Source organism: Nocardia sp. NPDC019395 (assembly GCF_040632335.1).
Classification (GTDB): domain Bacteria; phylum Actinomycetota; class Actinomycetes; order Mycobacteriales; family Mycobacteriaceae; genus Nocardia.
In genome coordinates, this window is sequence record NZ_JBEYBT010000001.1 from 1,778,159 (window position 1) to 1,791,585 (window position 13,427).

A 13,427-nucleotide genomic window follows, 5' to 3' on the forward strand; every position below is an offset into this window, starting at 1 on the left:
GTCAGTCCTCTGAATTGTTGTAGGCCAAGTCGATCAAGTCGTCGATATCCAGACCGTCGATCGATTCGTCGGTAATGCCCTGATCACCCTCGCCGCGGTCGTCGCGCCCGTTGGCCAGCGCCATGAGCGCCTCCAGCAGGCCGGCCTCCCGCAGCCGGGTGACGGGGATCGCGTGCAGGGCCCGGCGGATCTCGTCGTCGGACGGATCTGCCGAACGGCCGGGCTCGTGGCCGGTCAATTCCTCGGCCAGGTATCCGGCCAGGGCGTGCGGGCTCGGATAGTCGAACACCAGCGTCACCGGCAACCGCAGGCCCGTGATGGTCTTCAGGTTGTTGCGGAACTCGATGGCGGTGATCGAGTCGAAGCCCAGCTCGCTGAATGCCCGGTCGGCCGCGACCGCGTTCTGATGCCCCAGCACCGCCGCGACCTGACCGCGGACGATATCGACGAGAACCGTCAGGCGTTCGTCGTCGGGTGTTTCCGCCAGCCGGGCACGCAACGCCGTGGCCGAACTCGGCGCCGTACCGCGGCGGGCCGGCGCCAGGCCGGACAGGAGCGCGGCGGCGAACCCTGTGGTGCGCAGAGATTCCCGATCCAGGCGGGCGAGAACCGGAGCGGCTACATCGATCCCGGCGGCGGCATCGAACAATGCCAGGCCCTGCTCCCGCGACAACGGCAACATGCCCGAACGAGTCATGCGGCGCCGGTCGACCTCGCTGAGTTCGGCACCCATACCGCCCTCCGTGCTCCACAGCCCCCAGGCGAGGGACTGCGCGCAGCGCCCGGTTGTCCGCCGGTGTGACGCCAGCGCGTCCAAGCAGGCGTTGGCCGCGGCGTAGTTCCCCTGGCCGGGGTTGCCGAACGCACCGGCCGCGGAGCTGAACAGAACGAACGCCCGCAGGGGCAGATCGGCCGTCAGCTCGTGCAGGTGCAGAGCCGCATCGGCCTTCGGCCGCAATACCGCGTCCATCCGGTCTGCGGTCAGCGAGGCGATGGCGCCGTCGTCGAGCGCACCGGCCGTATGGAAAACGCCGGTGACGGGGTGTTCCGCGGGAACAGCGGCCAGTACCTCGGCCAGTGCGGCGCGGTCGGAGACGTCGCAGGCGATATGGTCCACGCCGGCGCCGAGACGCTGCAGCTCGGCCCGCAATTCGGCGGCACCGGGCGCGGCCGCGCCGCGCCGGCTCAGCAACAGCAGGTGCCGGGCGCCGCGTGTGGTGACGAGGTGCCGGGCGAGAAGCCCGCCGAGGTAACCGCTCGCACCGGTGATCAGGACCGTATCGTCCGGACCGAAGGCGGCACCCGGCAGCGAAGTATTCGCCGCGAGGGGGCTCACCCGGACCAGTCGCGCGCTGTGCGCCTGCCCGCCACGCACGGCGGCCTGCGGTTCCCCCGAAGCGAGGATGCCGCCGAGCGACCCGTCGAAGTCGGTACCGGTTTCCGGGGAATCGGTGTCGATCAGCACGATGCGATCGGCACTCTCCGCCTGCGCGGAACGAACGAGTCCACCGACCGCGGCACCGGCCAGATTCGTAATATCCTCCCCCGCGACCGATACCGCACCACGGGTCCGGATCACCAGCACCGATTCACCGGACCGCTGATCAGCGGCCCAGGACCGGAGCACCTCCAGCATGTCGTGAGTCGCCGCACGAATCGTGGCGGGATCATTACCCGTCGCGCAGTCCACCACTACCGGCGCCGGAACCTCGGCACCGGGATCCACCCGCGACGCCGCCGCGCTCTCATGGTCCGGCACCGCGAGCGGCCTCCACTCGACCTGGAACATCGCGTTGTCCACCGCGGATACGCCCGCCGTCAGCTGCGCGGGATCGATCGTCCGGGAGGTCAGCTGCCGTACGGTCGCCACCGGGGCACCGGCCGGATCCGCCAGGTCCAGCGCCACCGTATTCGCGCCGACGCGGGCCAGCCGGACCCGCAAGGCACCGGCCCCGGCCGCGTGGATCGTGACCCCGGACCATTCGAACGGCAACGCGATTCCGGTCCCGTCCGCGGCCAGGTACCCCGCCGGGCGCAGCGCATGTACCGCCGCATCGAGCAGCGCCGGGTGCATTCCGAAGCCCTCGGCCTCCCGCGGATCCGGCAACGCGATCTCGGCGAAGATCTCCTCGCCACGCTGCCAGGCCGCCTGCAAACCCTGGAAGCACGGACCGTACCCGTACCCGGCATCGAGCAACTCGTCGTATACACCGTCGATTTCCAGTGGCCCCGCACCGGCCGGCGGCCACGCGACCAAGTCGGCGGCGGCGGGCACCGCGTCCGGCGCGAGCACACCCTCGGCGTTGAGAACCCACGCCGAATCGGCTGCATCGTCGGGACAGGAGAAGATCCGCACCGCGCGGCGACCGGTCTCGTCCTCGCCGTCGACCACCACGCGCACCGCGACCCCGCCGGCCTCCGGCAGTATCAGTGGCGCCCGCAGGACCAGGTCGTCCATGGTCGGGCAGCCCACTTGCCGCCCGGCGTGCAGAGCGAGTTCGACCACACCGGTGCCGGGGAACAGCACGGTGTCCAGCACCCGGTGGTCGGCCAGCCAGGGGTGTGACCGCACCGACAGGCGACCGGTCAGGATCGCGGCCCCGGTGTCCGGGTGTGACACCACCGCCGAGAGCAGCGGGTGTCCGGTAGCGTCCAGGCCCATCGAGCGGGCGTCACCACTGCCGGCGGATCCTTCGGGCATCCAATAGTGCCGATGCTGGAACGCGTAGGTGGGCAGGTCGATTCGCTGTGCACCCGTACCGCGGTACAGCGTGGACAGGTCGAGGCCCGCGCCGGATACGAACAACCCGGCCGCACCGGCCAGTACTGTCGCGGGATCGGCGTGATCTCGACGTGCCAGGGCAACCACTGCCGCAGGCGCGTCCGCCCGCTCGTCACCGATGATCTGATGGATCATCGGGGTCAGCACGGCATCGGGCCCGACCTCGGCGAACCTCGACACTCCCAGTGCCGCCATCGTGGTCACCGCATCGGCGAAACGCACCGTGTCCCGAACCTGATTCACCCAATACGACGGAACCGACATCTCGTCGCCGACCCGCGCACCGGTCACCGTCGACACCAGCGGAAGACTCGGCCGGGCGAACGTCAACCCCTCGACCACCGCGGCGAATTCGGCCAGCATCGGCTCCATCAACGCCGAATGGAACGCATGCGAAACACGGAGACGATGTGTCCGCCGGCCGTTCTCGGAACACCGATCGGCCGCAGCGACGACATCCTTCTCGGTGCCGGACAGCACCACCGACGCCGGACCGTTCACGGCCGCGATCGACACACCATCCCCCAGCAACTCCAGCACCTCGGCCTCGGCAGCACCGACCGCGACCATCGCCCCACCCGCGGGCAACGCCTGCATCAACCGCCCACGCGCCGCCACCAGCACACACGCATCCACCAACGACAACACACCCGCCACATGCGCAGCCGCGACCTCACCGATCGAATGACCCGCCACCACATCAGGCCGCACCCCCCACGACTCGAGCAGCCGGAACAACGCCACCTCGAACGCGAACAACCCCGCCTGCGCGAACACCGTCCGATCCACCAGATCATCGCTCGTCAGCGCCGCTTCGAGTGACCCCTGCTGCTCCAGGGCGGGTTCCAGCTCGGCAATCATCGCGTCGAAGTGTTCGGCGAATACCGGGTACCCGGTGCGCAATTCCGCGGCCATCCCGGCCCACTGCGCGCCCTGACCCGAGAAGACCATGCCCGTCGAACCCGATACCGCACGACCGGACACCACACCCGGCGCCCGCTCGCCGGCAGCCACGGCCCGCACACCCGCGAGCAGACCGTCACGGTTGTCCGCCATGATCACCGCTCGATGCTCGAAGACGCTGCGCGACAGCAGGGAGAAGCCGATATCGATCGCGCTGTGGTCATCCACATGCGCCGCCAGGCGAGCGGCCGCAGCGGTAAGCGCCTCGCCGCTGCGTGCCGACAGCACCCACGGCCGGACCACCGGCGCCGCGTCGACGGCCGGATGCGGTGGCGTCGCCGGCGCCGTCTCCGGGGCCTGTTCGACAATGATGTGCGCGTTGGTTCCGCTGATGCCGAACGACGACACACCCGCCCGACGCGGGCGACCCACCTCGGGCCACTCGACAGTCCGGGTCAGTAGCCGCACCTGTCCCTCGGACCAATCCACTTTTGTGCTGGGCTCATCCGCATGGAGCGTCGGCGGCAGAACCCCGTGCCGCATGGCCATCACCATCTTGATCACACCACCGACACCCGCGGCCGCCTGAGCATGACCGATATTGGACTTCAACGATCCCAGCCACAGCGGACGATCCCCGGTGTGGTCCTGGCCGTAGGTCGCCAGCAGAGCCTGGGCTTCGATCGGATCGCCGAGAGTGGTACCCGTTCCGTGTGCTTCGACGACATCGACCTCGCCGGGCTCCACTCCCGCGTTCGCCAGAGCCTGGCGGATCACCCGGCGCTGCGACGGGCCGTTCGGCGCGGTCAAACCATTGGACGCACCATCCTGATTCACCGCCGAACCCGCAAGCACCGCGAGTACGTCATGGCCGTTGCGCCGCGCATCGGACAGCCGCTCCAGCACCAGCACACCGACCCCCTCGGACCAGCCCACACCATCGGCGCTGTCCGAGAACGACTTACACCGGCCGTCGGGCGACAGACCTCGCTGCCGGCCGAACTCGAGGAACATATCCGGCGTCGCCATGACGGCCACGCCACCGGCCAGCGCCAGATCACACTCCCCCGACCGCAGCGACTGCGCGGCGAGATGCATCGCGACCAGCGACGACGAGCACGCCGTATCCACGGTGACCGACGGGCCCTCCATACCGAACACGTATGACACGCGCCCCGAGACCAGGCTGCCCGCGGAACTGCTGCCGGTACCCGTTCCCCGCGCGTAATCGTGGTACATCAGGCCGGTGAACACACCGGTCGGGCTACCACGCAATTCGGCGGGATCGAGCCCGGCGCGTTCCAGCGCCTCCCACGACACCTCCAGCAGCAACCGCTGCTGCGGATCCATCATCGTGGCCTCGTTCGGGCTGATGCCGAAGAAATCGGCGTCGAAGCCGGCTGCCGAATACAGGAATCCACCGTGGCGGGTGTAGGTCTTACCTGACTTACCGGGCTCCGGGTCGTAGATACCGTCGATATCCCAGCCTCGATCCGTCGGCATATCGCCGGTGGTATCGGTACCGGAGACGACCAGATTCCACAGGTCTTCGGGCGAGGTGACGCCGCCCGGGTAGCGGCAGCTCATCGCGACGACCGCGATCCGATCGTCGCCGGCGCGGACCCGGCTGATCGCGCGCTCGCCGATCTCGCCGGTGCCGGTGAGTTGCGCGCCGAGGAATTCGGCGACGGTCTGCGCATCGGGGTAGTCGAAGACGAGGGTGGCCGGTAGGGCCAAGCCGGTCACGGTATTGAGCCGGTTGCGGAATTCGACCGCGCTCAGCGAATCGAAACCGAGTTGCTGGAAAGCTTGCCGAGGTTCCACCGCGGCGGTCGAGGTATGGCCGAGGATCTCGGCGGCGAGCGAGCGGACCAGTTCGAGCAGGGCGCTGTGGCGATCGGCCTCCGGCAGGCCGGTGAGGCTCTGCGCGAATGCCCGGCCGGCGGCGGTCCCGGTCCGGCGGGCCGGGCCGGGCACGATCGCCCGGAGCAAGGCGGGAATACGCTCGCCCCGAGTCCGCAGTGCGGCCGGATCGACGCGCAACGCCACCAATTGTGCGGTGTCGGTGGCTGTCGCCGCGTCGAACAGTGCCAGGCCTTCGGTCTCCGACAGGGGCGGGAAACCCTGCCGGCACATGCGATCGAAATCCGCGTCGGACAGGTCGGTACCCAGCCCGGTCGACCGTGCCCACAGACCGTAGTCGACCGCGGTCGCCGGCAGACCCTGGCGGTGGCGATATGCGGCGAGCGAATCCAGGAACACATTCGCCGCGGCGTAATTCGCCTGACCGGCGGCCAGGACCAGCCCGCCCGCCGAAGACACCAGCACGAACAACGACAGCGGCTGGTCCCGCGTGAGTTCGTGCAGATGCCACGCCGCATCGACCTTGGGTTCGAAGACCCGGTCGATCCGGTCCGCGGTGAGCGACTCGATCACCCCGTTGTCCGAGATTCCGGCCGCATGCACCACACCCACCAGTGGATGCTCGGCCGGGACGGCAGCCAGCAAGGCCGCGGCCGCGTTCCGGTCCGACACATCACACGCGGCGAGGGTGACCTGCGCTCCGAGCTCCGTCAGCTCCGTGCGCAGTTCGGTGGCCCCGGGGGCGTCCGGTCCGCGCCGGGACGTCAGAACCAGATGGCGCACACCGTATTCGGTCACCAGATGCCGGGCGATCACCGCACCGAGGCCACCGGTGCCACCGGTTACCAGTACCGTTCCCGGCTCCGGCAGCGGCACGACCGTTCCGGGTGTGTGCCGAGTCAATCGCGGTACGACAGTGCCGGTGCCGCGCAGCGCGGCCTCCGGCTCCGCCGCTATACCCTCGGCTGTGGTCGCGATTCGGAGCGCGTTCCGGTCGCCGGAGTTGTCCCGGTCGAGAAGCTGGAACCGGCCCGGGTGTTCGGCCTCCGCGGCACGCACCAGACCCCACACCGGGGCCTGAGCGAGATTCACCGTATCCGAATCATCGACTGCCACCGCATATTCGGTCAGCACAACCAATCGGGATCCGGTGAAGCGCCCGTCGGCCAGCCACTGGCGCACGGTGTCGAGAACATCGGCGGCCGTCTGCCGGGCGGCCTCCGGCGGCGCACCGTCGTAATGCGGGCATTCGAACAGCACGACATCGGGAACATCCGAATCCGCGCGCGCATCGAGAACGGCCCTCAGTGCCGCGAGGTCGTCGTAGCCGCGCACACCGTCGATATCTCGGTCATCACGACTGCGCCCGGCGCCGAGTACCGCCACGCTGCCCGGCCCGGCGTTCACTTCCTCCGGCGTGGCAGCCACCCAGTTCACCCCGAACAGCGCGTCCGCAACCCGGTCCGCGTTCAGCCCCTCGGCCGACACCGGCCGCGAGACCAACCCGCCCACCGACAACACCGGGCGGCCCTCTCGGTCGGCAATCCGGATACCGAGCTTGTCACCATGACGCTCGATGCGGACCCGTACCGCGGCGGCACCTGTCTTGTGCAGCACCACTCGAGTCCAGGTGAACGGCAGCGCCGGCGAGCCTTCGGAACCGCCGCGAAGCCCGTCGATGATCCCGGCGTGCAACGCCGCGTCGAACAGTGCGGGATGAATCCCGAAACCGTCGGCATCCTCCGCCTCCGGCAGTGCGACCTCGGCGAACAACTCCGCACCGCGCTGCCACACCGCACGCAACCCTTGAAAGTACGGACCGTATCCGAACCCGATGCCGAGCAGTTCGTCGTATGCCTTGTCGATATCGAGCGGCCGCGCGTCGTGGGGCGGCCAGGAGGTGAGGTCGAAATCGGCCGCGACATCGCCCGGTGCGAGGACGCCTTCGGCATGGGTCACCCATGGCTGCTCGCTCGTCCGGCGGGAATGCACGCTCAGTCGCCGGCGACCGGTCTCGTCGGCGGCGGTCACCACGACCTGGACCGCGACACTGCCCTCGGCGGGCAGCGTCAAGGGGGACCGCAGGACGAGCTCGTCCACCGTCGCGCAGCCCAGCAGACCGCCCACGTAACAGGCCAGTTCGACGAATCCGGTGCCCGGCAGCAGCACCGTACCGAGGACACTGTGGTCGGCCAGCCATTCGACGGAGTCCACCGACCAGCGGCCCGTGAGGCTCACCCCACCCGAATCCGGATGCGGTACCAGAGCACCCAGCAGCGGATGATCCACCGTATCGAGACCGACGTCGGTGACGCCGGCCGATCCGCCGCCGAGCCACGACCGCGCCCGCATCTGCCCGGCATCGATCCAGAAACGCTCGTGCTGGAAGGCATAGGTGGGCAGGTCGATTCGCTGTGCTCGCGACCCCGCGTAGAAGGTGGCCCAGTCCACCTCGGCGCCGGAGACGAACAAACCGGCGACCGCGTTCACCACGGCGGGGGCATCGGCGTGGTCGCGCCGGACCACCGCGACCGCGGTCGCGCCGGGGAGCGTCCGGGCGATCATCGGGGTCAGCACCGCGTCGGGACCGATCTCGGCGAATCGGGCCACCCCCGAATTCGACATGGCGGCTACCGCATCGGCGAAGCGCACGGTCGCGCGAACCTGATCGACCCAGTACGAGGGATCGATCATCTCGTCGGTGACCGCCGCGCCGGTCACCGTCGACACCAGCGGAATATTCGGACGGGCGAATGTCAATCCATCGATCGCCGAGGCGAATTCGGCGAGCATCGGTTCCATCAGTACCGAATGGAACGCATGCGAAACACGGAGACGATGCGTCCGCCACCCTCGCTCGGCACAGCGATCGGCCACAGCGGCGACCACGTCCTCGGCACCGGAAACCACCACCGACGACGGACTGTTCGCCGCCGCGATCGACACATCACCATCCACCAGCACGGCACGCACATCGGCCTCGGAGGCGCCGACGGCGATCATCGCCCCACCCGCGGGCAACGCCTGCATCAACCGGCCACGCGCGGCCACCAGCACACACGCATCCGCCAGCGACAACACACCGGCCACATTCGCGGCCGCGACCTCACCGATCGAATGACCGGCGAGGACATCCGTCCGGAAACCCCACGATTCGAGCAGCCGGAACAACGCCACCTCGAACGCGAACAACCCCGCCTGCGCGAACACCGTCCGGTCGACGAGCTCGCTGTCGGACAACGCGACGCTCGCGGACACCTTTTGCCCCAGCAACGGCTCCAACTCGGCAATAATGCCGTCGAACACGTCGGCGAACACCGGATACGCGGCGTGCAGCTCAGCCGCCATACCCGCCCACTGCGCGCCCTGACCCGAGAACACGACACCTGTCGACCCCGGCACCACCCGCCCGGACACCAGGCCCGGCGCCCGCACGCCCGAGGCCAGTGCCCGCACCCCGGACAGCAGGCCGTCGCGGCCCGCGGCCACGACAACCGCGCGATGCTCGTGCACACTGCGCGTGGACGCCAGCGAGAAGCCGGTGTCGACCGGCTCGTGTTCGCGCACATGCGATATCAGTCGAGCCGCCTGGTCGGCGAGAGCCGCACCGCTCCGGGCCGAAACCACCCACGGCAACAAGGCCGGGGTGTTCTCGGCGACCTCCACCGATACCGCGTCCGGAGCCGGTGGTGTCACCGGAGCGGTCGCGGGGGCCTGTTCGATGACGACGTGCGCATTGGTACCGCTGATACCGAACGACGACACACCCGCACGCCGCGGACGATCCGACACCGGCCAATCCACCGGCTCGGTCAGCAGCCGAATATGGCCCTCGGACCAATCCACCTTCGTGGACGGCTGATCCACATGCAACGTACGAGGCAACACACCGTGCCGCATCGCCATCACCATCTTGATCACACCACCCACACCGGCCGCAGCCTGCGCATGACCGATATTCGACTTCAACGACCCCAGCCACAAAGGCCGATCAGGATCACGGTCCTGCCCGTAGGTCGCCAACAAGGCCTGGGCCTCGATCGGATCACCCAACGTCGTACCGGTGCCATGGCCTTCCACCACATCCACATCGAGCGGGGACACACCGGCGTTCGCGAGGGCTCGGCGGATCACCCGCCGCTGCGACGGACCGTTCGGCGCCGTCAAACCATTCGACGCACCATCCTGATTCACCGCCGAACCAGCGACCACCGCCAAAACCTCATGACCATGACGCCGGGCATCGGACAACCGCTCCAGCACCAGCACACCCACACCCTCGGACCAGCCGACCCCATCGGCCGAATCGGCGAACGACCTGCACCGGCCGTCCGGCGACAACCCCCGCTGCCGGCTGAACTCCACGAACGCCTCCGGCGTCGCCATCACCGCCACACCACCGGCCAATGCCAGATCACACTCCCCCGACCGCAGCGACTGCCCGGCCAGATGCATCGCCACCAGCGACGACGAACACGCCGTATCCACCGACACGGCCGGCCCCTCGAAGCCGAGTATGTACGAAACCCGTCCGGAGGCAATGGATCCCGAATTCGCATTGACGGGATAGTCGTGGTACATCATGCCGGTGAACACACCGGTCGCGCTGCCGCGCAGCACTGCCGGATCCACACCGGTCCGCTCCAGCGCCTCCCACGAAGTCTCCAGCAGCAGGAACTGCTGCGGATCCATCAGCGCGGCCTCATTAGGGCTGATGCCGAAGAACGCCGGGTCGAATTCGCCGGCGGAGTGCAGGAAGCCGCCTTCACGCGTATAGGTGCTGTTCGGTGTCTCGCCGGTGGGATCGTAGAGACGTTCGGTATCCCAGCCACGATTCACCGGGAACTCCGAGGTCGCGTCGACCCCGTCCGAAACCAGCTGCCACAGCTCCTCGGGCGAACCGACCCCACCCGGATATCGGCACGCCATACCGACTATCACGATCGGATCGCTGTCGGTGGCAGTGGTGGTGGTGACCGCGACCTCGGGCCGCGCGCCGGTGAGCTCGCCGGTCATATAGGTGGCGAGAGCCTGTGGCGTGGGGTAGTCGAAGACCACCGCGGCCGGCAAGGACAGTCCGGTAGCGGACTTGAGCCGGTTGCGCAGCTCGACCGCGCTCAGCGAATCGAAGCCCAGATCCTGGAACGCCCGGTCCGTTTCGATCGTGGACGCGGGCTTGTCACCGAGTACGGCCGCGACGTGGGTCCGCACGATATCGAGGACCGCCTGCCGCTGCCGGTCGGTGTCGAGATCTGCCAGCCGTTGCCGCAGCACCGGCATCGTCGCCGGCGTCGCCACCGGGCGCCGGGCCGCCGCCGGCACCAGGCCACGAAGGACAGGCGGAAGGAGCCCCGTCTCGGCCTGGGCGCGCATCGCGGCGATGTCCACGGCGGTGATCACCGCGTGCGGCATATCTCGGTCGAACGCCGCACGCCACCCGGCCAGGGCCGGCTCGTCCGCCATCGGGACGAATCCGCCGCGACCCATCCGGGCCACATCGGTGGCACCGAGCTGTCCGGCCATACCGCTCGAACGTGCCCACGGACCCCATGCCAGCGATTGCCCGGCCAGCCCCCGCGCTCGGCGGTGGGCCACCAGCGCGTCGAGGAAGGTGTTCGCGGCCGCGTAGTTGGCCTGTCCGGGCCCGCCGACGGTGCCCGAAACCGACGAGAACACCACGAACGCCGCGAGATCCAGCTCCGCGGTGGCCTCGTGCAGATACCACGCGGCGTCGGCTTTCGGCGCCAGTACGGCGTCCACCCGTCGCGGGGTCAACGACGCGACGGTGCCGTCGTCGAGCACACCCGCGGCATGGATCACACCGGTCAACGGCCACTGTGCCGGTACCCCGGCCACCACACCGGCCACCGCGGCGGCGTCGGTGACATCGCAGGCGACCACGCGAACCTGTGCGCCCAGCTGTTCCAGCTCGGCGCACAGCGCGGCGGCGCCCTCCGCCCGCGGGCCGCTGCGGCTGACCAGCAGCAACGACCGCACCCCGTGCTCGGCCACCACGTGCCGCGCCACGACCGCGCCCAGACCTCCGGTGCCGCCGGTGATCAGCACCGTCCCCGCACCGAATCCGGGGCGGTCTGCTTCCGCCGCCGCCGGGGCCACCACTGCGGGCCGGGTGAGCCGAGCGGTGTGGGCAACGCCGTCGCGCACGACCACTTGGGGTTCGCCCACGGCCAGTACGGTGGCCGTGAACCGGTCGTCGATGCCGGTGTCCGTGTCGACCAGCACGATCCGGTCCGGATCCTCCGCCTGCGCGCTCCGCGCCAAACCCCACACCGCCGCGCCGGCGAGGTCGGTGAGGTCGGCCGTATCGGTGCCGGACAGCGCGACCGCGCCGTGGGTGGCGATCAGCAGGGTGCTGGAGGAGAACCGATCCTGGGACCGCCAGGCCTGCAGTACCTCGAGGATTCGCGTGACCTCGGTATGGGTGGTGCTCACCACACCGGTGCCGGCGCTGTCGTTCCATCCGGACCCGGCCTCGATCACCACCACCGGTGGTACCTGCGCCCCCGGATCGAGCTGGTCCCATCGGCCCACATCCGCGGCCACCGTGCCGGATTCGGCTGCGGCCGGCGACCAGACCAGTTCCAGGACCGGATCGGCCGCACCGCCCGGTACGGCCGCGACGAGTTGCCCGAGCGGTACCGGCCGGGGCGTCACCGATCCCGACAGAACCGGTTGCCCGTATTCGTCGGCCACCGATACCGACACCGACGATCCGGCCGGGGTCAGCCGCACCCGCAGGACGGAACTTTCCGCCCCGTACAGCGATACCGACTGCCACGAGAACGGCAGCGCCACCTTCCCGGCCTCGACCGTGAACGGCGTTTCCGGTTGTCCGGCATCGGCTTCGAACGCCCCGGCCAGTTGCCCCGCGTGCAGGGCGGCGTCCAGCAGTGCCGGATGAATCCCGAAGCCTTCGGCACGTGTCCCGGTGTCCGCGTCCGCGGCGATCTCGGCGAACACCTCGTGGCCGCACCGCCACAGCGCCCGCACGCCGCGGAAGGCAGGACCGTACTCGTAACCACGGGCGAACAAGCTCGTGTACGCGGCGGCGATATCGATAGCGGTCGCCGGGGCCGGCGGCCACGGTCCGGCTGGGAGCGGGTCCGGGCCCGCGACGGTCAGCAGACCGCGGGCGTGCAGAACCCACTCGTCATCGCGATCGTGTTCACCGCGGGAGTAGATGGAAACCGGCCGCTGCCCGGACTCGTGCCCGGTCCCGCCGACAACGACCTGGACCTGCACACCACCGTCCGGCGGCAGCACCAGTGGCGCCTGCAGCGTCAGCTCGTCGATCACCGGGCACCCGGCTTCGGCTCCGGCCCGCAGGGCCAGTTCCGCGAACCCGGTGCCCGGCAACAGCGTCGAACCGGCGATCACGTGGTCGGCGAGCCAGGGCTGCGCCGCGATCGACAGCCGGCCGGTCAGCAGAACCTCCCCGGACGCCGGTGCCGATACCACCGCGCCCAGCAGCGGATGCTCCAGCACACCCAGACCCGCGGATTCGACACCGGCCCTCCCCGCGGCGGGCTCGAGCCAGTAGCGGCGTCGCTGGAAGGCGTAGGTGGGCAATGGGACGCGCGATACCGTGCGGCCCGCGAACAGCACCGTCCAATCGACATCCATACCGGCCGCATGCGCGTGCGCCAGGCAGTTCACGAACTGCTCGGCCTCGGCCCGCCCGCGGCGCGCTCCCGCCACCACCGACGACCGCGCTTCGATATCGCCGGGCAGGCACTGCCGGGTCATCGCGGTCAGCGCCGCATCGGGGCCGATTTCGAGGAATCTGCGTACACCCGCCGCCACCAGGGTCTCCACGCCGCGAGCGAACCGAACGGTCTCGCGTACCTGCCGGACCCAG

1 protein-coding gene (cut by a window edge) is annotated in these 13,427 nt (G+C 69.6%); it reads right to left on the reverse strand.

What is annotated here, in order from left to right; genetic code table 11:
- Position 1 precedes the first annotated feature (1 nt).
- Positions 2-13,427, reverse strand: partial view of an SDR family NAD(P)-dependent oxidoreductase gene (locus tag ABZ827_RS07345; RefSeq protein WP_357233742.1) — the 3' portion only. 2,471 nt of this gene lie beyond the right edge of the window; only the last 13,426 of its 15,897 coding nucleotides appear in the window; its start codon lies beyond the right edge, outside the window; it ends in the stop codon at positions 2-4.